The organism is Streptomyces sp. NPDC046925, from assembly GCF_040644915.1.
In the GTDB taxonomy this organism is placed as follows: Bacteria; Actinomycetota; Actinomycetes; order Streptomycetales; family Streptomycetaceae; genus Streptomyces.
Map to the genome: position 1 here is coordinate 132,912 of NZ_JBEYWZ010000006.1, position 19,425 is coordinate 152,336.

A 19,425-nucleotide genomic window follows, 5' to 3' on the forward strand; every position below is an offset into this window, starting at 1 on the left:
GCTCCCGTGCTGGGATGTGGCTGCATAACCGCAGGTCAGAGTGGTTGTGGTGGAATCCCGCTGCAACGTCTGACGTAAGCGCAGGTCAGATGGGGTCGCTCCCTTTCGGGGGCGGCCCCATTGTTGTGTCTTGTCCCTCTGGGGAGCCACAGGGGAGTGGGCTCCGTGGGGTGATGATTCGGGGGTGGGGGATTCGTAGCGTTCGGGGTGTCGTCGCCGGGCTTCGGCATCTACCCTTCCTCTCTTGGGGGTCCCCGTGAATCGCTCGTTCAAGGCAACCGTTGTGGCCGCCGCCTTCTGTGCCGTCGCCGGGGCGGGGGTCCTCGGGTACGGGGGTGTTGCCGCCGGGGCGCAGAAGTCCTCCGGGGGGCAGGAGTCCGCTGGGGTGCAGGAGTTTTCCGGGGGACAGACGATTCGCGTCGGCGGGTATTCCGTCAACGTCTCCTGTTCCGGGCGAGCGGTGGGGCGCGAGCCCGTCGTCATGCTGATGGCCGGTGGCGGGGACGGGCTTGAGACCATGCGGCCGTTGCAGAAGAGCCTCGGCAAGAAGGGGCGGGTCTGTTCCTACGACCGGCTTGGTGAGGGGGAGAGCGACAAGCCGCAGGGGCTGCAGAGCATCGATGACAGTGGTCGGATTCTGAGCGGGGTGCTCGACCGGGTCGTCGGGAAGCGGCCCGTCGTCCTTGCCGGGCACTCCATGGGCGGGCTGATCGCCGCCCGGTACGCCCCCGACCACCGGGACCGGGTCAAGGGGCTCGTGCTGATGGACGCCACGATTCCGGCCCTCACCGCCGGGATCAACAAGGCCATCCCCGCCTCTGCCACCGGCATGGCGGCCGACCTGCGGGATCAGACCATCGCGGTGAACGAGGGGCAGAACCCGGAGAGATTCGTCATCGCCGATGCCGCGGTTCGCTCCGTCGGGAGCATTCCCGTGCAGATCATCAAGCACGAGTCCCAGTACTCCGAAGTCCCCGGCTACGGGCCCGCCCTGGAGCGGATGTGGGCCGACGGCCAGCGTCAGTGGCTCGCGCTCTCCCACCGCAGCAGCATCAGCACCGCCGCCGGCAGCGGCCACTACGTGCATGTCGACCGCCCCGACATCGCCGTCAAGGCCATCACGCGCGTCACCGCGCAGGCCGCCCGCCACCACTGAACAGCGGGAATTCCGGCGGCCCATGACGTCTGTCCCCCGTGCGAGCTACACGCAAGTGTCCCCCCGGTGGTGACGTATTCCCGTCGCCGGATTCATAGGTTCGACGCAGTCGCGGCGCACCGTCCGCGGATCCGGCGTAGGAGTGTTGATGGGGCTGTTCATGAGGCTGAGGCTGAGGTTGGTCTGGCAACTGTTGGCCGTCATAGCTGTCGCGTTCGTCGGCGGGCAGGGCATCGCGGCAGTCGACGGGAAGCCGTGGCTCACGCTTGTCGTCGGGCTGGCGACTGCGGCCCTTTCGGTGTTCGTCTACCGGTGGGTCGTGGGGCGGACCGAGCGCCGGCCCGTCACGGAGATGGCGTGGGAGGGGGCAGGGCCCGCCTTCGGGCGGGGGACGCTGATCGGCGTCGCGCTGTTAGCGGCCGTCATGACGAACCTGTTCGCCTCCGGGTACTACGACGTCGACGGCATCGGCTCGGCGAGCGGCGCGGTGGGGTTCATAGGGTTCATGGCCGCCGCCGCCGTGACCGAGGAAGTGATGTACCGCGGGGTCCTGTTCAGGATTGTCGAGGAGTGGACCGGTACGGGGATAGCCCTGGTGCTGACCGGCGTTCTCTTCGGCGCTTCCCATCTGCTCAACCCCCATGCCAGCGTGCTCGGCGCCGCCGCCATCGCCGTCGAGGCCGGCGGCATGCTGACCGCCGCGTACATCGCCACCCGCAACCTGTGGGTGCCCATGGGCCTGCACTTCGGCTGGAACTTCGCCGCCGCGGGCATCTTCAGTACCGAGGTCTCGGGCAACGGCACCTCGGAAGGGCTCCTCGACTCGACGACATCGGGGCCGAAGCTCATCACCGGCGGCGAGTTCGGCCCCGAAGGAAGCGTGTACTCGGTGCTGTTCGGCGTCCTTGTGACCCTCGCGTTCCTGTGGCTGGCCCGCCGCCGCGGCCACTTGGTGCCCCGCCGACGTGCCGACCGCGCGGACGCCGCTCTTACACTCTCCCGGTGATCACTCCTCGGTGGGTTCCGGAGCAGTGGCGCCGGATCGGGCCCGCGGTCTGGTACCCCGCGCTCGGCCTGCTGTTCCTGGTGGCGTCGTTCGTACCGGCGCTGCACAGCCAGGGGACGGTGCTCGGCAGCGTGCCTGACCGCACCTTCGACGCCCTGGCCGTCGCCGCGATCCTTCTCGAATCCCTGCCGCTCCTTGTATGCAGGCGGTGGCCGGTGATCTGCCTCGCCCTGGTGTCCGTCGGCTTCGCCGCCGACCAGCTCCGCGGCTACCACTCGTTCGCGGGCAGCGCGCTGCCCATCGCGCTCCTGACCGTCGGCTCCCGGCTCGAAAACCACCGGCGCGCCACCGTGCTCGCCTTCTCGGGCGCGTTCGTACTGGTGTCGATCGCGCTGTACCGGCAGGGCACGGGCGATCCGCTCATCGAGTTCGTGACGTTCTATCTGGCGCTCGCCCTCGCGTGGGGCATCGGCGTGTGGCTGCGCAACAACCGCGTCGCGGAGGCCGAACGCCGCCGCCGCGTCGCCGAGGAGACCCTCGCCGCCGAGCGTTCCCGTATCGCCCGCGAGCTCCACGACGTGGTCACCCATCACGTGACGGCGATGGTCGTGCAGGCCGAGGCGGCGCGCTATCTGACCGCCGCGCCCGACCGTCTCGACCAGGCCCTGACCGCCGTCACCGACACCGGCCGCCTGGCCATCACCGACCTGCGGCACCTGCTCGACCTCCTCAACCCCGACCACGGCAATCAGCGAGCAGGCCATGGCACCGAGGCCAGGACCCCCGCCGCCGGGGAACTGCGCACCCTCGTCGAGCAGACCCGCCGGGCAGGGCAGCCGGTGGAGTTCACCGAGGAAGGCACACCGGCCGAATCGACCGGCAGCGCCGACCTCGTCGCCTACCGGATCGTGCAGGAAGCACTCACCAACGCACTCAAGTACGCCCACGGCAGCCGCACTTCGGTCCAGGTGCGCCACGGCGGAAGGGAGATCACCGTGGAGGTCGGCACGGACGGCTCCGGCTCGTCGGCCGCGTCCCCCGGCGGCAGCGGGCGCGGCCTTGCCGGACTCCGCGAACGGGTCGACGTCCTGGGCGGCGACTTCAGCGCGGACCCGCAGAAGGGCGGCGGCTTTCTCGTACGGGCCCGGATACCGGCCGGGAGCGCGTCGTGACCGAGCCTGTCGTGCGACCCGGGCACATCGTCCGGCCCGAGCCCGTCGTCCCGCCCGAGCCCATCCGGGTGCTGGTCTGCGACGACCAAGTACTGATCCGTACCGGCCTCGTGACCATCATCGACGCCCAGCCCGACCTGGAGGTCGCGGGCGAGTGCGGGGACGGACAGGCCGCGGTCGACCTCGTCGAACGGCTGCGTCCGGACGTCGTGGTGATGGACGTACGCATGCCGGTCCTCGACGGCATCGAGGCCACACGCAGACTCGCCGGTGCCGGGGTGCGGCACCCCGTGAAGGTCTTGGTCGTCACCACGTTCAACCTCGACGAGTACGTGTACGAGGCGCTGCGCGCGGGGGCCAGCGGGTTCCTGCTCAAGGACGCGCCCCCGGCCCAACTCCTGCTCGGGATACGGACTGTGGCCACCGGCGCTGCTCTCCTCGACCCCGAGGTGACGCGGCAGCTCGTGGGCCGCTACGCCGCCCGGATCCGGCCCGCCGACGACACCCCGCGCGACAACCCGCTGACCCCCCGCGAGCTGGAGGTCCTGCGTCTCATCGCGGACGGCCTCTCCAACAGCGAGATCGCCGCGGCCCTCCTGCTGAGCCAGGAGACCGTCAAGACGTTCGTCTCCCGCATCCTCGCCAAGCTGGGGCTGCGCGATCGCGTGCAGGCGGTCGTCTACGCGTACCGCCAGGGCCTGGTGACCTGACCTGATATGACATGAAAGGCTTGGCCTGACCTGATACGACATGACAGGCCTGACCTGACCCGGTCACAGGAGGCGCTTGCGGCCCCAGACGACGATGAAGGCGACGACGGCGGCGGTGACGGCGAGCATGATGCCCGCTCCGAGCCACTGCATCGTGGCCATCTGCTCGAAGGGGAGGTAGTCCATGCTCCGGCCGACGACGTTCTTGGACTCCAGGCAGGCGGTGTGCGCCTTGTCGTCGTCGATCTTGTCGAGGCAGGTCGTCCAGTCCAGGCGGTCTCCGGAGCCGGTGAGGAAGTAGGTGCCCTGCCCCTGCTGGATGGCCAGGTCAGGCAGCTCCGGCAGCCTGGCGCCGGGGCCGACGCCTTGGTCCGTGCTCACCGTCATGACGTGTCCCAGGCTCGACCGGAGCTCGCCCCAGACGAACCCGATCGCCACGACGATGCCGAGCGTGACCACCATCGACACCAGCGTGCGGCGCAGGAGCAGGCCGACCGCCACACCCAGGGTGAACGTGAGCAGGGCGTAGGCCACCGGCATCAGCCCCGTGACGTCGAAGATCGAGCCGCTGCTCCATTCCGCCTGCGTGACAAGCCCCTTGACCGGGCTCCACCACCAGTGGAAGACGGCCCCGAGCACGCCGGTGGACAGGGCGACCAGTGCGGCGGGCATGGCGAGCTTCATGGTGAGCCAGCGCAGCCGGCTGACGGACTGCGAGGTCACCAGCTTGGCGGTGCCGGTCTCCAGGTCGCCCGCGAGGAACGGGGCGCCGAGGAGGACGCCCGCCAGGATGGGGAAGTAGCTCAGATAGCCCCCGATGTCGGTCATCAGGTCGCCGTACTTCTCGAAGTCGGGCGGCATGCTGCCGGGCTTCTTCTGGGTCGGTTCCAGGATGCTCAGGTAGTCCGTCATCTGCCCGCGCAGAACGATCATGCCGATCACGCCCAGGACGGTGCCGGCGATGATGGTCCAGAACGCCGCGCGGTGCTGGCGCCAGACGAGCCAGGCCAGACCGCTGAGCCGAGGGCCCGCCTGCCGGGAGCCCCGTCCGTTCTGCGGGTTTCCGGCGGACGTCGTGCGGGCCGCCGGGTCGTGGGTGAGGGTGCTCATGCGGTCACAGCCTTCTGCCGGTCGCGGGCGATGATGTCGTGGATGTCGCCGACCCGGGCGCCGGGGGCGATCAGCGGGGGCGCGTCGGGTGAACGCAGATAGGCGAGCAGCAGCTCTTCCAGCGTGGGGGGCTCGGCCTGCCCGCCGTACTGGATCGGTCCGCTCAGCCGCACCAGGACGCCGGGCCTGCCGTCGCCGGGGCCGTGGGTCTCGACGACCGTGTGCGGTGCGAGGGCGGGGTGCGTGGCGTTGCCCGAAGACGAGCCGCCGCCCGAAATCAAGCCCCCGCCCGGATCGGTGAACGGGGCGGCGAACAGAGCGTGTGCGTTGCGCAGTTCGTTCACCTCGCCCGCAAGCCGCAGGGTGCCGTTCGCGATGACGACGAGGTAGTCGCAGATGTGCTCAAGCTCGGCGAGCATGTGCGAGGACACCAGGACCGTCGTGCCGTGCTGCGCGGCCTCCGCCTTCAGTACGGCCATCAGCTCACGGCGGACCAGCGGGTCGAGATCGGACATCGGCTCGTCGAGGATGAGCAGGTCAGGGCGCTTCCCGAAGGCCAGGGCGAAGGCGACGCGGGTGCGCTGACCGCCGGACAGGGTCCCGATCTTCGCCTGCATCGGCACATTGCCCGCGTCGACGATGCCCTCGGCGACCGCCTGGTCCCAGTGGGGATTGAGCTCGCGGCCAAGGCGCAGGGTCTCGGCCACGGTGAAGCGCTTGAACAGCGGCTTCTCCTGCGTCAGGAACGCGGTACGCAGGACCGCCTCCGTCGACCCCGGCTCCGCGCCGAACACGCGCAGCTCGCCGGTCGACGGCCGGATCATGTTGGTGGCCAGGCCCATCAGCGTGCTCTTGCCCGCGCCGTTGGGGCCCACGAGGCCGCACACCCGCCCTCGCGGCAGCCGGAAGGAAACGTCCCGCAACGCCCAGCCGCGCCGGTACTGCTTCCCGACCCCGTACGCCTCGATCGCCGCCTCGCCGACGGGAGGCCCGAACCCACCGGGGGGCGGCCCAAAACCTCCGGCGGGTGCCCCGAACCCTTCGGGAGGCGGCCCGAACCCCGGACCGCCGCCGTGGTGCGTCTCAGCGTCGTGCATCTGTGGCTCCTGTGCGTGGGGAGGAGCAGGGCACCATGACATGCTCCTCGTGCGGTGAAGGATGAGTCGTGCGATGAGGGCGAGCGCCGCCCGGCGGATACGACTCTCCTCTGCCGCGACGTGCGGCGGATCGGGCGAAAGACAGATCATGCGCGGCCGGCTCCGACTTTCGGCCGGTCCGCGACAGGGATGGTGAGACAGATGCTGGAGGCGGCGAAGACAGCGGCCACAGCCACGGATGCAGCCACAGACACAGGCACGAACACAGCCACAGCAACAGCCACGGAAGGCAAGGGACTCTCGCGGCGGCTGCCCGCATCGCTGTGGCTGCTGCTGTTCGGGGGCCTGGTCGGTCTCGTCGTGCTCGACTCGGTGGGCGGTCTCTACTACATCGAGTCGTACGGCCCCGGAAAGCTGATCGGCGCTCTGCTGGCCGTCGGAGTCGTCGCCGTTTCACCCCGCCTCGACAGCCGGGCGCTGCCGGTGGCCGCCTGCGTACTCGTAGGCGTGTCCCTGTGTGTGTCGTTCTGGATGCATCTGGAGATGCGGGCGAGCGGCCTGGCGATGGGATTCGCCGAGCCGGCGGCGCTGACGTGGCTCCTGCTGGTGGTGGCCCGGCGGGGCAAGCCGTCGTGGGCGGCGTTCGCCGTCCCCCTGCTGGGCATGGCGATCGTGGTCCGGCCGGTGTCGACCGCGCTGCGGCAGTCGACCTTCATCATGGCGCTGCTCTGGGCCCTGGCAGCCGTCACCGCGCTCGGCATCGGCCTCGGAATGCGCCTGCTCCTTGCGGACCGGCGTCGGCAGGCGGCGGCCCTCCGCCTCGAGCAGCGGACGGAGTTCGCCAGGGACCTGCACGACTTCGTCGCCCACCACGTGACCGGCATCGTCGTACAGGCGCAGGGAGCCCGGGCGATCGCGGGCCGGAAGCCCGAACTGGTGCCGCCCGCGCTTGAGCGCATCGAACAGGCGGGCTCGGAAGCGCTGACCTCCATGCGGCACATGGTGGGGATGCTGCGCGACGGCGACGGAGAAGTGGCGCTGACGCCGCTGTCGGGCATCGAGGAAGTACGTTCGCTCGTCGGGGAGTTCTCCGCAGTCGGCGGCGCCAGGGCCAGGCTCGATCTGGAAGGAACCCTCGACGACCTGCCGGTGGAGGTGACCACCACCGCGCACCGCGTGGTGATGGAGGCCCTCACCAACGTACGCAAGCACGCCCACGGATGCACCGAGGTGCGGGTGCGCGTGGAGCGCTCGCGAGACCGCCTCACCGTACGGGTCAGCGACGACGGACGGCCGCCGCGCCATGTCTCCGCGGGCGGCTTCGGCCTCAAGGGTCTGGCCGAGCGGGTGGGCCTGATCGGCGGAAGCGTCCAGGCCGGCCCGGTGACGTCCGGCGGCTGGGGCGTCGAGGCGACGCTCCCCGCGCCCCCGTCCGCGACCGCGCCCCCGTCCGCGAGCCTGGCGGAGGCGGTGTCATGAGCATCCGCGTACTGATCGCCGACGACCAGGCCATGGTCCGTGCCGGGTTCACGATGATCCTCGAAGCGGAGGATGACATCGACGTCGTCGGGGAGGCCGCGGACGGGCTGCACGCCGTGGAACTCGCCGAGCGGCACCGGCCCGACGTGGTCCTCATGGACATCCGTATGCCCCGCATGGACGGGTTGGAGGCGCTGCGCAGACTGACGCGGCCCGGCACCGTGAATCCGCCGAAGGTCGTCGTGGTCACGACCTTCGACGACGACGAGTACGTCCAGCGCGCCCTGAGCGAGGGCGCGTCCGGCTTCCTGATCAAGGACTCCGGACCCGCCCTGCTCGTCGAGGCCATCAGGGCCGCCGCCTCCGGAGAGGCGCTGGTGAGCCCGGCCATCACCGTTCGGCTGCTGCGGCGCCTCAACAGCGCCGTGCCCGCGCCCAAGGAGCCGCACACCGCGCTCTCCGAACGGGAGAAGGGCCTGGTGCGCCTGGTGGCCAGAGGGCTGACCAACGCCGAGATCGCGGGCGAACTGGTCATCTCCGTGGGCACGGTGAAGACGCACCTCGCCAATGTGCAGAGCAAGCTGTCCGCCCGCAACCGCGTGGAGATCGCCGCCTGGGCCTGGGAGTCCGGCCTGGTCGACGGGCGGGGGTAGGCCCCCGCTCGGGAGAGCGGCGCCTACCCCTACCTGCTACCTGGCCGCGACCCCGGCCGGAACCGCCGCGTAACCCGTCGGCCGCGTCGTGAACGTGCCCCGGCCCTGCGTACGGCTGCGCAGGCGGGACGCGTAGCCGAAGAGCTCCGCCAGCGGCACCGTCGCCGTGATCACCGCCGTCCCGGCACGCGTGGTCGAGTCCGTGACCCGGCCGCGGCGTGCCGCCAGGTCGCCGAGCACGCCGCCGACCGCGTCGTCCGGCACCGTCGCCGTCAACTCGACGACCGGCTCCAGGAGTTGCATGACGGATTCGCGCAGTGCCGTGCGCAGCGCGAACCTGCCCGCCGTACGGAACGCCATCTCCGAGGAGTCCTTGGGGTGCGTGGACCCATCGGTCAGCGTCACCCGCAGACCCGTCACCGGATGGCCACCGAGCGGACCCTCGGCGAGCGCGTCGCGGCAACCGGCCTCCACCGCGCGGACGTACTCCTGCGGAACGCGGCCCCCGGTGACCGTGGAGGTGAAAGCGAACGTGTTTTCCTCCAGTGGCTCGACGTCGACGACCACATGCGCGAACTGCCCCGCGCCGCCGTCCTGCTTCACGTGCCGGTAGACCAGACCCGACACTCCCCGGACGACCGTCTCGCGGTACGACACCTGCGGTCGGCCCACGTCGATCTCGATGCCGTGGGCACGGCGGACCTTCTCCACGGCGACCTCCAGATGCAGTTCGCCCATGCCGGACAGGACCGTCTGACCCGTCTCGCGGTCAACCCGTACCGCCAGCGAAGGGTCCTCCTCGACCAGGCGTGCAAGGGCCGACGACAGCCGGCCGGTGTCCACGGTCCTGTGGGCCTCCACCGCCACCGAGACCACCGATGCCGCCACCGCGGGCGGTTCGAGCACCAGGGGTGCCGCGGGGGAGCACAGCGTCGTGCCCGCGCGGGCCGTCTTCAGGCCCACCACGGCCACGATGTCCCCGGCGGCCGCCCGGTCGAGTTCCGCGTGGCGGTCGGCCTGCACGCGCAGGATCCGGCCGATCCGTTCGGTGCGGCCCGTACCGGCGTCCATCACCGTGTCTCCCTTCGTGATCGTTCCCGAATACACGCGCAGATACGTGAGGCGTCCCGTCGCCGTCGCGTTCACCTTGAAGGCGAGCCCGGCGAACGGCGCCGCCGGGTCGGCCGGGCGCTCCTGCACGGTGTCGCCCGCGGTTCCGCGCACCGCGGGGACGTCCACCGGTGACGGCAGATAGGACACGACGGCCTCAAGGAGCGGCTCGATGCCCCGGTTGCGGTAGGCGGACCCGCACAGGACCACCGTGCCCTCGCCGCCGAGCGTGAGGTCGCGCAGCGCCGAGACCAGGGCCGGGGTGGAGAGCGCCGACGTGGCGCAGTACTCCTCCATGGCCGCGGCATGCAGCTCGGCCACCGTCTCCTCCAGCGTGTGCCGCCGCCGCAGCGCCTCCTCGCGCAGGGCCCCGGGTATCGGGACCACTTCGTACGCGTCACCCGAGTACGCGTCATCCGAGTGCGTGCCACCCAAGTGCGTGCCACTGACCGCGTTCCAGACCAGGGCACGCATGCCCAGCAGGTCCACGACGCCGGTGAACTCGTCCTCCTGCCCGATCGGCAGCTGCACCACCAGCGGAACCGTGTGCAGGCGCTCCCGTATCGACGCGACCGCCGTGTCGAGATCGGCGCCCGCACGGTCCAGCTTGTTGACGAACGCGATCCGCGGCACGCCGTACCGGTCGGCCTGCCGCCACACCGACTCGCTCTGCGGTTCGACCCCGGCGACGGCGTCGAACACCGCCACCGCGCCGTCGAGCACCCGCAGCGAGCGCTCGACCTCGTCGGCGAAGTCGACGTGACCGGGCGTGTCGATCAGGTTGATCCGGTGGCCGTCCCAGGTGCAGCTGACGGCAGCGGCGAAGATGGTGATCCCGCGGTCGCGTTCCTGCGTGTCGAAGTCGGTGACGGTCGTGCCGTCATGGACCTCACCTCTCTTGTGGGTGGCGCCGGTCAGGAACAGGATCCGTTCGGTGACCGTGGTCTTCCCCGCGTCGACGTGGGCGAGGATGCCGAGATTGCGGACTTCGGCGGAGAAGACGGACGAACGGGCGGACAGGTGTCGGGTGTTGGTGCGCACGGCCCGGGGCCTTTCGGTGTGATGCGGGGCGGGGCAGCGCGATGTCCGGGCGTGGCTCGAGAAGGGACCGGCGAGTGAGTGCGTACGGTCCGGCGTTTGCCGCGGAGGATCAGTGACGGCCGCGCAGCCGCCACCGCACGCGCGAAGACACCAGGATCACGTCGAACCGCGACCGGGGAGCACGGACTGCTGTGCGGTGACGCATGGCCCGGCTCCCCTCGTTTCGGCTGACTGATCGAAGACTGCGGGGCGAGTCTAGTGAGCCGTACCGGGCGCGGTCATCGGAATAAAAGCAGGGCCGGACCCCCGGGGGTCCGGCCCTGTCTCTTCGCGCGTATGTGTCCGCGGCGCGTACGTGTCCGCGGACGCGTACGCGTCCGGCGCGTGTGCGGCTACGGCTGGATCGCGGGCAGCAGCCCCATGACCGGTGCGGCCATGTCGGTCAGCTGGTGCAGCTGGTTCAGCTCCTGGAGCTCGTTCAGCCCGTTGAGCTGGCTGGTCACGGTCGGCAGTTCGTCCTGCTGCTCCTCGGGGATCCCGCTCATCGCGAGCGAGTCGACCATGTCGGTGGGGGAGATGGCGGCGCTCGCGGCGGGGGCGGCCAGGGCGGTGGCACCGACGGCGAGAGCGAAGGCGGCGGCCATGCGTCGTGTTGAGATCATGTGCTGCGCAACGGTTCGGAACAGCACGGGACACGGTCTTCCAGACGATTTCACCAATGATGTACCGATCAGTGCCGTTACCTGGCGACCGTGGCGCCGTTGAAGGGACAGTACGGCCGCGTACGTGCGGCGGTAGTCGTCAATTCAAAGGAGAACGTGATGTCTCGCATCGCGAAGGCAGCCGCTGTTGCCCTCGGCACCGGCGCCGTGGTGCTCAGTGGCACCGGAATGGCCATGGCGGACGCGGGCGCCGAGGGTGCGGCCGTCGGCTCGCCCGGCGTCCTTTCCGGCAACCTCGTCCAGGTCCCGGTCCACGTCCCGGTCAACCTGTGCGGCAACACTGTGGACGTCATCGGGCTGCTGAACCCGGCGTTCGGCAACACCTGCGTCAACAGCGACGGCAACCACCACGGCGGCCACCACGGCAACCCCGGTAGCCCGGCCGGCTACGGCGGCTGAGTCCCACCTGCGAAAGCCCCCGGCGGTCCGTGACCGCCGGGGGCTTTTCCGTGCGCGGCGGCGGGCCGTCACCCGTACCGGTAGATGCCGCGATGGCTGATCAGCTCGGCCGGTGTCACGCCCCACGGCGGCATCGGCTCGTGGAGGGCGGCGACGCGACCGTGCAGCGGCGCGTTGTCCGCGTCCGGCCGCGCGTCGGGCAGATAGGGCGCTGAGCGGGGATGCCGTTCCTGCCAGCGGTCCCACAGCAGGTCGACGAAGGCGTGGTTCAGCCAGAAGACGGGGTCGTTGACCGACGCGCCGCCGAGCATGTGCCCGCCGACCCAGCGGTGGACGCGGTTGTGGTTGCGCCACCTGTCGTTGCCGGTGCCGGACGTCCATCCCTCCAGCTTGTTGCGGTAGCCCTTGGCGGAGGTGGAGTCCCAGGGCGGTGTGTCGTAGACGGGGTCGCGCATGGCCCGGGCGAGTTCCGCCTTGGTGGGCAGCTCGATCGGGTTGGCGGGGCGGCCGAAGTCGCGCATCAGGAAGTCACCGCCGCTCGCCCCTTCCTTGATGGTCCAGTGCCCGTTCCCGCGGGCGAACGGACCGGTCATGACCTTCCGGTCCGAGCGCCGCCCGTTGCCGCCCATGAGGCCGCTGCCCCAGAGCGAGGCGCCCGGCTTCCTGTCCGCCGTCCAGTCCCAGTACGGGACGGACACCGAGGAGTCCACCCGTTGCAGGGCCCGCTCGAACTCCAGGAGGAACCTGCGGTGCCAGGGCAGGAAGGAGGGCGTCATGTGGGCCACCCGCAGACCGGCCTCCCCGTCGGAGACGTAGTGCTCGATGTGCGTGCGGACGAACTCGTCGTACTCGCCCTTGCGCTTGAGTTCGAGCAGTGCGTTGACGAAGCGGCGCTTCTCCGTGCGGGTGAGCCGGGCCTGGTTCTTGCGCGTGTGGACCACTTCGGGTCGCTCCTCCGGTGCGATGTGCGGGGCAGTGGTCAGGCGTTGTCGCGGCGCAGCCGCTGACCGCGGCCGAGTTCGTCCACTGCTCTGCGGGTGGCGATGAGGGGCGTCGGATACGACTGGTAGTGGTCGATCATGCTCAGATAGCCGCCGTCGGCGCGCCGCATGAGGTGGAGCGGACGGCCGTCGACGGTGATCTCCCAGGCAGGGCCGTCGTGTTGATGGCCCGCGGACGCTCTGGACCCGCGGATGTGCCGTCCCTCGTACACCTCGTCGAACGCGCCTTCGCCGAGGTCGTCGGTCGTCGTACGGTCACCGGCCGCCTGCCGGGTCGACCAGAGAAGGGCCGCGGGCGCCGTCACCGCCGCGGCACCGAACGCGATGAGCCCGCGCATCGTGACCCGGCGCGTGAACCGCCCCTCGCCCGGCCTTTCGTCCGCCGTCGCGTTGCCCACCGCTGCCTCCCCGGGAGTTCGATACGAGTCGTCGACCGGCCTTGCCCGGCGCCGTCAGCTGGTCCAGAAGTCCCACCAGCGCGTGAGGATGAGCATCCCGATGATGCCGACGTGCAGGACCGGGAGCACCCAGGTGAACTCGGAGAAGAACGTGCGCAGCCAGGACGGCGCGGGCAACAAGCCGTTGCGGACGTTGAACGAGGTCACGTACCAGAACATGACGATCGTGGCGACCCAGGCCAGGCAGCACCACAGGCACAGCGAGTTGATCTCGTACAGCGACTGGTACTGCAGCCAGGTGCAGAACCCCACCCCGAACAGCGTGCCGGCGTTCAGCGTGAGCCAGTACCAGCGCGGGAAGCGGGCCCGGCCCAGGAGGCTCATCCCGATGCACATGACGACGGCGTAGGCGGCGATGCCCAGCATCGGGTTCGGGAAGCCGAAGACGGAGGCCTGCTCGCTCTTCATGATGTTGCCGCAGGACACGACCGGGTTGAGGCTGCACCCCGGCGTGAAGTCCGGGTCCTCGAGCAGCTTGAACTTGTCCAGCGTGATCACCCACGCCGCCAGCAGCCCCGCCGCCCCCGTGATCACCAGAAGCAGCGCGAACGCACGGCTCCCGCCCGTGGCGCCGGACGGCGGGTTCACGCGCTCCGAAGGGGACTCGGGCTTGCGGGCTTCGGGCAGGGGTGTCTTGGTGCGCATCGCTGCGGTCCTCACCGGGTGCGCGGGCGGTGGGCCCGGCACCCTTTTGCGATAGTCGTGCGTCTCCCGGCACGGCAGGACCTGCGGACGGCCGGTCGCATGCCCCGTCGTCCGCAGGCCCTGTCGGCGGCTGTTCAGCCCCGCAGGCTCTTCGCGGTGAGCGTGCAGTGCGCGGCGTTGGTCATGGTCTCCTCGGCGCCCACGAAGGCCGCGAGGGCCTCCTCGTCGAGGGGAACCCCGGGCTTGGCCTCGGGCCAGGGGCGCGTGGTGAACATGAAATAGGCGTGGCCCCGCTCGGCCACCGCGGCGAGCCACTCCGGCGGCGGGACGCACTTGGCGTTGAGGTAGGGCATGTTCAGTACGGCCTGGCCCGCCTCGACGAGGAGGGTGACGGGCAGAGACGGGGTGCGGGAACCCTCCACGACGGGGCCGCCGATGGGGAGTCCTGTGTTGCGCAGCAGGAGCTCGATGGCTTCGGTCGCTGCCTCCGGACCGCCTTCGCCGTCGCCCAGCGAATAGGCGAGCAGGAAAGGCATGTCCTGTTCGTCTTCGGGGTTTTCACCACTCCAGGCGACCACGGTGAGGGTGCCCAGATCGGCGGCTCGGAAAGTGCGGTTTTCGCTCGATGTCGAGGTCATCCCGAAACCGTATCGATGCGTTCCGGTGTCACGAGCCGGTCTGTCACTTGACTGGGTGAGTTCGGGCGCGCGATCACACGATCGGGGCACGCGCCGGTCGAATTACGGGACGCCCGAGTCGAACTGGCGCGGGCGCACCGGCATTTGGGACTCCGGCCGGAAGAGTTCGAGGCTCCGGCCGGAAAAGACCGAGGGCCGGTTCCGCGGACGCATTCCGCCGAACCGGCCCTCGCTGCCACGTGCCGTGTGCTCGCGGCAGTACTCCTGCGGTGAAGAGAAGAAGGCTTTACTGCGAGACGGGAAGCCCACCGAGCAGCTTGCCGGCGCCGCCGCCCGCGTGCAGGTCCTTCGCGGCGTTGGAAACGGCGTTGACGACCGAGTCCTTGTTCTCGGTGTCGAGGGCGTTCGTGGCCAGCGGGGCCGCGTCGAGGTTCGCCGTCTGGCCGGCGATCGTGTCCAGTGCACCGTTCAGGCTGGTGGGCGTGAGGTCGGAGGCAAAGGCGGGTGCGGCGACACCAGCGATGACCATGGACCCGGCGACGACGGCTGCAGCCTTCAGGGGCTTCATCGTGTTCCTTTCTGCGGCGACGGACGGTCGCCTGAGGGGATTTTCACTTCGCCATGGGTAACGAGCGCTCTGTGCGGCGGAAACTCTGTGCGGAGGAAATTCCCGGAACCCACCCGAACGAAGGCGGTGTCTCATTCTCGTATGAGATGGACACGGGTTCTCGTATGAGATGGCCGGTGATACGGACGTAAAAAGGCCCGCCGTGCCGGTCCTTGAGGACGGCGCGACGGGCCTTTTACCGGGGCCTGGGACCGGGGCGGCGATGGCGACTACAGCGCCGGGGCCCCGGTCGGCAGCTTGGCGGCGGGGACGGCGCCCATCATCGAGGTGACGAGGCCGGTGACGCTGGTGAGCACGGGCTGGACCGCGGCGGCCACCTTGGTGGGGTCGCCGCCGGTGGCCGCCTTGACCAGGGCGTCGACCGAGGTCTGCAGGGCCTTCAGGGCGTCGGACTTCGGGTCCGCCGCGAGGTCGTCCGGGGCCGGGAGGGACTTGGGGAGCGCCGGGGTCTTCGGGAGCGTCTGGGCCTCGGGGACGGCCGGAGTCTCGGGGACGGCAGCCTCGGGGACCGCCGGAGTCGCGGGGACGGCCGGGCTCTTGGGCGCCTGGGCCGCGGCCTTGTCGACGGCCTCCTTCACCGGGGCGGCGAGCTTCGCGGCCTCCGCGGCGGGCAGCTGCCCCTTGTCGGCCTTCAGGACCGCGGAGAGCAGGTCGGTGACGGGGGTGATCACGCGGCCCGCGTCGCTCATGGACGTGACCCGGGTCATCAGCGCCTCGGCTCCGGGGACCGGCGCGCGGGCCTCTCTGGTGGTGCCGTGCGGAGTGTCGCTCTCGGCTGCGACGACGGGGCCGGCCGTCCCGATGAGGAGCGAGGCACAGAGGACGGACGTCGCGATACGCCGTACGGGCAGGGCGTGCATGGATGTTCCCTTCGGTGATGCGTCGGATCTTGTGTTCACCGTGAAAGCGGCGGACACCGACCGCAACCGAGCGACTGCCATTCGGGGGCGCGAGGGCCGTTCGGGGGACGCGCGGGAACGCAGGACGGCCGTCCTCCCCGGGGAAGATCCGGGGGAGAACGGCCGTCGCTGAACGCGTGCTGCCGGTATGTCAGGCGTTGACGCAGGTGTTGCCGAACGCCGGGTTCAGCAGACCGATGACGTTGACGGTGTTGCCGCAGGCGTTGACCGGGATGTGGATCGGGACCTGGACGGCGTTGCCCGAGATGACGCCGGGGGAGTTGGTGGCGGCCCCCTGGGCGCCGGCGTCGGCGGCGGCGATGCCGGCGCTGCCGGCCATGGCGGCCACGGCAACGGTGGAGAGGGCGAGGGCCTTCGCGGTACGCGACATGGAGAGTTGCTCCTTGGTCAGTTGGTGCATCGGCAGGGCGGTGTGCCCGGCCCCTGGATCAACGGAGTTCGCCCACAAGGGTTGTGGGCCCATACGGGTGATCTGCTGGCGCGGGGTTTACCCGATGGCCCCTCGGCCGTGCTCCCGGACGGCCCGGGGCGTTACGCACTTCACGTTTCCGACACACTTGTCAGCCTTCCTGGAAAAATAGAGAAAACGGCTAGTGTGGCGAACCTCCTGAAGGCATTTGAAAGAACAAGTGCGAGGAAGTTACGAGCCGAGTGTGACTGTCGCATTTCATATCTCCCTCCTGGTGCGGACCTTTCACGAAAGGCCAACGCCGGTCATGCGTCATTCCCCGGGCCCTGAGCAAGGCGCCGTGCATGCAACTGTCATCAACTGACCATCGGATGAGCGTCCTCCATGTCGCCCAGCCCGTCGACGGCGGAGTGGCCCGCGTGGTCACCGACCTGGTGACGTCCCAGCTGTCCGCCGGGATGCGGGTCGAGGTGGCCTGTCCGGACCGCGGCGGCCTGCCGGACGCCGTGCGCGGCACGGGCCTCGGCATCCGCCCGTGGGCGGCCGCCCGGTCCCCGGGCCCCGGCCTGCCGGACGAGGTGCGGCGCCTCGCCCGCATCATCGACGGGCTGCGGCCCGACGTCGTGCACGCGCACAGCGCCAAGGCCGGGCTCGCCGCCCGGCTCGCCCTGCGCGGCAGGGTCCCCACGGTCTTCCAGCCGCACGCGTGGTCCTTCGAGGCCGTCGGCGGCGTGACCGCGAGACTCGCCCTGCGCTGGGAGCGCTACGGGGCGCGCTGGGCCACGCACGTGATCTGCGTCAGCGAGGCGGAGCGGCGCACCGGACAGCGGGCCGGGATCGACGCCCCCTGGTCCGTCATCCCCAACGGGGTGGACGTCGAGCGCTTCCGGCCGGTGGCGGCGCAGGCCGCGCGCACCGCCCTCGGGCTGCCGGAGCAGGGGCCGCTGGTGGTGTGCGTGGGGCGGCTGTGCCGGCAGAAGGGGCAGGACGTCCTGCTGCGGGCCTGGGCCGGGGTCGCCGAACGGATGCCGCTCGCCCGTCTCGTGCTCGTCGGCGACGGGCCCGACGCGGCCGGGCTCCGCGACCGGGCGCCCGACTCCGTGCTGTTCGCCGGAGACGTACGGGACGCCGCCCCCTGGTACCGCGCGGCCGACCTCGTGGTCCTGCCCTCCCGCTGGGAGGGCATGGCACTCGTACCGCTCGAGGCGATGGCGTGCGCGCGTCCCGTGGTGGTCACCGATGTGGACGGCGCGCGCGAGAGCCTGCCGCCGGAACTCGTGCCGCACGGCCTCGTCCCCGCGGAGGATCCGCGGGCACTGGCACGGGCCGTCCTCGGTCTCCTCGGCGATCCGCCGCTCCGGGAATCCCTCGGCCGCGCGGCGCACCGCCACGTTCTGAACACCCACGATGTGCGGCACACCGCGGACGCAGTCGCGGCCGTGTACCGCGAGCTACTGGGCGTGGGGCCCATCAAGTGCAGGGAGTCCAGCAACCCGTGAGTGCGGAACGAACCGTCGCCACCGCTGCCGCGCAGCCACGGGCGACCGACCATGCCAGGGCCACCGCCTCGGTCATCCCTCCGCGCAGGGCCGGGCGGGGGCGCAGAACGAGCCTCGGCCGGGGGACATCGGCACGCCGCTCACCGGCGGCCTTCGCCCTGTTCGCCGTGGACTGCGGCGCCGCCCTGCTCGGCACCGTGCTGCTCACCGGTCCGCAGCGCCACCCCCTGCTGATGGTCCTGCTCCTCGTCTGTGTGAGCGTCCTGAACACGCGCGCCGGTCTCTACCGCCCGATCGCCGTGCCCCGCGCCCTCGACGAACTCCCGTCGCTGGCCTGGCAGGCCGTGCTCGGCTGGTGCGCCGCGGGACTCGTGGCCGCGAGCCTGCCCGCCCTGACCCCGATCTCCCTGACCACCGTGTGCGCGGCGGCGGCACTGCAGAGCGGCCTTGGCGGCGCGGGCCGCGGCGCCCTGTACTGGTGGGCGCGCCGGGCGACGCTGCGCCAGCCCCGCCCCGCCCTGGTGGTCGGCCCCGGCGCCGTCGCCCGGCGCGTGGCCGAGGCGGTCCTGCGGCATCCGCAGGCCGGGGTGCGGCCCGTGGGCATCGTGGGGGACGCGCCCGCCGAGCGCACGGAGACGGAGGGGGCCGAACTGCCGGTGCTCTCCACGCTCGAAGAGCTGCGCCGCGCGGTCATCCAGAACTCCGTGCGCACCGTCCTGGTCGTCGGACCCGTGCCGGGACCGGAACAGATCGGCTGGCTGCGCACGCTGAGCGGCTCGGGGCTCGACGTATGGGCGGTCGACGCGACGCAGCCGCCGGGCTATGACGCGCCGGGGCGCCGGTCCAGGTCGTGGCTGCTCGCCGGGTTCCCCTGCCGGCAGCTCCTGCCCGCGGGGCGCAGGCACTTCAGCGTCAGCAAGCGCGCCCTCGACCTGGTGGCCTCGGGCATCCTGCTGCTGCTCATCAGTCCCGTGCTCCTCGCCTGCGCCGCCGTCCTGCGGGCCACCGACGGCCCCGGCGTGATCTTCAGGCAGGAGCGCATCGGCAGGGACGGGCGGCCGTTCACGCTGCTGAAGTTCCGCACGCACCGACCCGCGGACCCGCACGAGTCCGCGACCCGGTGGACCGTCGCGGGCGAGCAGCACATGAGCCGCTTCTGCCAGTTCCTGCGCCGCTCGTCGCTCGACGAGCTGCCGCAGCTGTGGAACGTCTTCCGCGGCGACATGAGCCTGGTCGGACCGCGCCCCGAACGCCCCTATTTCGTGGCCCAGTTCAGCCAGCAGTACGACGGCTACGGCGAGCGCCACCGCATGCCGACCGGCATCACCGGGCTCGCCCAGATCCAGGGCCTGCGGGGCGACACCTCGATCGAGGACCGGTGCCGGTTCGACAACGCCTACATCGACAGCTGGTCGATCTGGCAGGACCTCTGCATCCTGCTGCGCACCGCCGCGTCGCTCGTACGCCCGACGGGGAGCTGACGCCGGTGAACGGTGCCCCGATCACGCTCGTTCCGCCCGGCTCACCGGCCGCCGCGCTCGCGTCGGCGCTCCGCGGCGCGAGACCCGTACT

Annotated in this window: 20 protein-coding genes; 9 read left to right on the plus strand and 11 right to left on the minus strand. The window is 70.9% G+C overall.

Features of this window, described 5'->3' with window-relative positions:
• Nucleotides 1-385 precede the first annotated feature (385 nt).
• The 4 genes from ABZ906_RS25005 to ABZ906_RS25020 all read left to right on the plus strand — a co-directional run bounded on the left by ABZ906_RS25005 (nt 386) and on the right by ABZ906_RS25020 (nt 4,044).
• Nucleotides 386-1,156, plus strand: a complete 771-nt coding sequence (locus ABZ906_RS25005; RefSeq protein ID WP_361386104.1) for an alpha/beta hydrolase — start codon at nt 386-388, stop codon at nt 1,154-1,156.
• A 172-nt stretch (nt 1,157-1,328) separates the two neighbouring features.
• On the plus strand, nt 1,329-2,162 hold the full coding sequence (locus tag ABZ906_RS25010; RefSeq protein ID WP_361386767.1) for a CPBP family intramembrane glutamic endopeptidase: 834 nt from the start codon (nt 1,329-1,331) through the stop codon (nt 2,160-2,162).
• A gap of 35 nt (nt 2,163-2,197) precedes the next feature.
• Entirely contained in the window at nt 2,198-3,334 is a 1,137-nt protein-coding gene (locus ABZ906_RS25015) for a histidine kinase (protein WP_361386770.1), read from the plus strand.
• A 26-nt stretch (nt 3,335-3,360) separates the two neighbouring features.
• The gene (locus ABZ906_RS25020) at nt 3,361-4,044 is read left to right on the plus strand and encodes a response regulator transcription factor (protein WP_361386773.1); all 684 of its coding nucleotides are present in this window, start codon (nt 3,361-3,363) and stop codon (nt 4,042-4,044) included.
• A gap of 63 nt (nt 4,045-4,107) precedes the next feature.
• On the opposite strand, the gene ABZ906_RS25025 is transcribed toward ABZ906_RS25020, so the two are convergent.
• Nucleotides 4,108-5,154 carry a transmembrane transport protein gene (locus tag ABZ906_RS25025; RefSeq protein WP_361386107.1) on the minus strand — a complete coding sequence of 349 codons (1,047 nt, stop codon included), beginning with the start codon at nt 5,152-5,154 and terminating at the stop codon, nt 4,108-4,110.
• Entirely contained in the window at nt 5,151-6,251 is a 1,101-nt protein-coding gene (locus tag ABZ906_RS25030; RefSeq protein ID WP_361386110.1) for an ABC transporter ATP-binding protein, read from the minus strand. The genes ABZ906_RS25025 and ABZ906_RS25030 overlap by 4 nt, the downstream gene beginning before the upstream one ends.
• Before the next feature lie 201 nt (nt 6,252-6,452).
• Here ABZ906_RS25030 and ABZ906_RS25035 point away from each other — a divergent pair, with 201 nt between their 5' ends.
• A complete protein-coding gene (locus ABZ906_RS25035) occupies nt 6,453-7,730 on the plus strand; it encodes a histidine kinase (protein WP_361386113.1) in 1,278 nt (425 codons plus the stop codon).
• Nucleotides 7,727-8,383: a response regulator transcription factor gene (locus ABZ906_RS25040; protein ID WP_361386116.1), complete on the plus strand. Its 657-nt coding sequence runs from the start codon at nt 7,727-7,729 to the stop codon at nt 8,381-8,383. The genes ABZ906_RS25035 and ABZ906_RS25040 overlap by 4 nt, the downstream gene beginning before the upstream one ends.
• Nucleotides 8,384-8,419: 36 nt before the next feature.
• Here ABZ906_RS25040 and fusA read toward each other — a convergent pair whose 3' ends face one another.
• Together fusA and ABZ906_RS25050 are read right to left on the minus strand one after the other, a co-directional pair.
• Nucleotides 8,420-10,534: an elongation factor G gene (gene fusA / locus ABZ906_RS25045; protein WP_361386119.1), complete on the minus strand. Its 2,115-nt coding sequence runs from the start codon at nt 10,532-10,534 to the stop codon at nt 8,420-8,422.
• 392 nt (nt 10,535-10,926) lie between these two features.
• Nucleotides 10,927-11,196, minus strand: coding sequence for a hypothetical protein (locus ABZ906_RS25050; RefSeq protein ID WP_361181854.1), 270 nt, complete (start codon nt 11,194-11,196; stop codon nt 10,927-10,929).
• Between the two features lie 159 nt (nt 11,197-11,355).
• Between ABZ906_RS25050 and ABZ906_RS25055 the strand changes: the two genes are divergently transcribed.
• Nucleotides 11,356-11,655 carry a chaplin gene (locus tag ABZ906_RS25055; protein WP_361181853.1) on the plus strand — a complete coding sequence of 100 codons (300 nt, stop codon included), beginning with the start codon at nt 11,356-11,358 and terminating at the stop codon, nt 11,653-11,655.
• A 68-nt stretch (nt 11,656-11,723) separates the two neighbouring features.
• Here ABZ906_RS25055 and ABZ906_RS25060 read toward each other — a convergent pair whose 3' ends face one another.
• From ABZ906_RS25060 to ABZ906_RS25090, 7 genes are all read right to left on the minus strand, one after another.
• A complete protein-coding gene (locus ABZ906_RS25060; RefSeq protein WP_361386122.1) occupies nt 11,724-12,596 on the minus strand; it encodes a tyrosinase family protein in 873 nt (290 codons plus the stop codon).
• A 38-nt stretch (nt 12,597-12,634) separates the two neighbouring features.
• Complete coding sequence (locus tag ABZ906_RS25065) at nt 12,635-13,054, minus strand: tyrosinase cofactor (protein ID WP_361386125.1); 420 nt, start codon at nt 13,052-13,054, stop codon at nt 12,635-12,637.
• A gap of 54 nt (nt 13,055-13,108) precedes the next feature.
• On the minus strand, nt 13,109-13,759 hold the full coding sequence (locus ABZ906_RS25070; RefSeq protein WP_361386128.1) for a vitamin K epoxide reductase family protein: 651 nt from the start codon (nt 13,757-13,759) through the stop codon (nt 13,109-13,111).
• A gap of 134 nt (nt 13,760-13,893) precedes the next feature.
• Nucleotides 13,894-14,397 (minus strand): DUF5949 family protein, encoded by a 504-nt coding sequence (locus ABZ906_RS25075; protein WP_361386132.1) that lies wholly within the window; start codon nt 14,395-14,397, stop codon nt 13,894-13,896.
• Between the two features lie 286 nt (nt 14,398-14,683).
• A complete protein-coding gene (locus ABZ906_RS25080) occupies nt 14,684-14,965 on the minus strand; it encodes a hypothetical protein (protein ID WP_361181846.1) in 282 nt (93 codons plus the stop codon).
• A 269-nt stretch (nt 14,966-15,234) separates the two neighbouring features.
• Nucleotides 15,235-15,885 carry a hypothetical protein gene (locus tag ABZ906_RS25085; protein WP_361386135.1) on the minus strand — a complete coding sequence of 217 codons (651 nt, stop codon included), beginning with the start codon at nt 15,883-15,885 and terminating at the stop codon, nt 15,235-15,237.
• Between the two features lie 190 nt (nt 15,886-16,075).
• Nucleotides 16,076-16,315 carry a chaplin gene (locus tag ABZ906_RS25090; protein WP_361181842.1) on the minus strand — a complete coding sequence of 80 codons (240 nt, stop codon included), beginning with the start codon at nt 16,313-16,315 and terminating at the stop codon, nt 16,076-16,078.
• 383 nt (nt 16,316-16,698) lie between these two features.
• On the opposite strand from ABZ906_RS25090, the gene ABZ906_RS25095 reads away from it, so the two are divergent.
• Both ABZ906_RS25095 and ABZ906_RS25100 read left to right on the plus strand, forming a co-directional pair.
• Nucleotides 16,699-17,853 (plus strand): glycosyltransferase, encoded by a 1,155-nt coding sequence (locus tag ABZ906_RS25095; RefSeq protein WP_361386137.1) that lies wholly within the window; start codon nt 16,699-16,701, stop codon nt 17,851-17,853.
• Nucleotides 17,850-19,334: a sugar transferase gene (locus tag ABZ906_RS25100; protein ID WP_361386140.1), complete on the plus strand. Its 1,485-nt coding sequence runs from the start codon at nt 17,850-17,852 to the stop codon at nt 19,332-19,334. Before ABZ906_RS25095 ends, ABZ906_RS25100 begins: the two co-directional genes overlap by 4 nt.
• The last annotated feature ends 91 nt before the right edge of the window (nt 19,335-19,425 follow it).

Excerpts from the sequence above, each read along its gene's own strand:
- ABZ906_RS25025 (WP_361386107.1), bottom strand. The coding sequence starts at position 5,154 with ATGAGCACCCTCACCCACGACCCGGCGGCCCGCACGACGTCCGCCGGA.
- ABZ906_RS25030 (WP_361386110.1), bottom strand. The coding sequence starts at position 6,251 with ATGCACGACGCTGAGACGCACCACGGCGGCGGTCCGGGGTTCGGGCCG.
- ABZ906_RS25035 (WP_361386113.1), top strand. The coding sequence starts at position 6,453 with ATGCTGGAGGCGGCGAAGACAGCGGCCACAGCCACGGATGCAGCCACA.
- ABZ906_RS25040 (WP_361386116.1), top strand. The coding sequence starts at position 7,727 with ATGAGCATCCGCGTACTGATCGCCGACGACCAGGCCATGGTCCGTGCC.
- ABZ906_RS25050 (WP_361181854.1), bottom strand. The coding sequence starts at position 11,196 with ATGATCTCAACACGACGCATGGCCGCCGCCTTCGCTCTCGCCGTCGGT.
- ABZ906_RS25055 (WP_361181853.1), top strand. The coding sequence starts at position 11,356 with ATGTCTCGCATCGCGAAGGCAGCCGCTGTTGCCCTCGGCACCGGCGCC.
- ABZ906_RS25070 (WP_361386128.1), bottom strand. The coding sequence starts at position 13,759 with ATGCGCACCAAGACACCCCTGCCCGAAGCCCGCAAGCCCGAGTCCCCT.
- ABZ906_RS25075 (WP_361386132.1), bottom strand. The coding sequence starts at position 14,397 with ATGACCTCGACATCGAGCGAAAACCGCACTTTCCGAGCCGCCGATCTG.
- ABZ906_RS25080 (WP_361181846.1), bottom strand. The coding sequence starts at position 14,965 with ATGAAGCCCCTGAAGGCTGCAGCCGTCGTCGCCGGGTCCATGGTCATC.
- ABZ906_RS25085 (WP_361386135.1), bottom strand. The coding sequence starts at position 15,885 with ATGCACGCCCTGCCCGTACGGCGTATCGCGACGTCCGTCCTCTGTGCC.
- ABZ906_RS25090 (WP_361181842.1), bottom strand. The coding sequence starts at position 16,315 with ATGTCGCGTACCGCGAAGGCCCTCGCCCTCTCCACCGTTGCCGTGGCC.
- ABZ906_RS25095 (WP_361386137.1), top strand. The coding sequence starts at position 16,699 with ATGCAACTGTCATCAACTGACCATCGGATGAGCGTCCTCCATGTCGCC.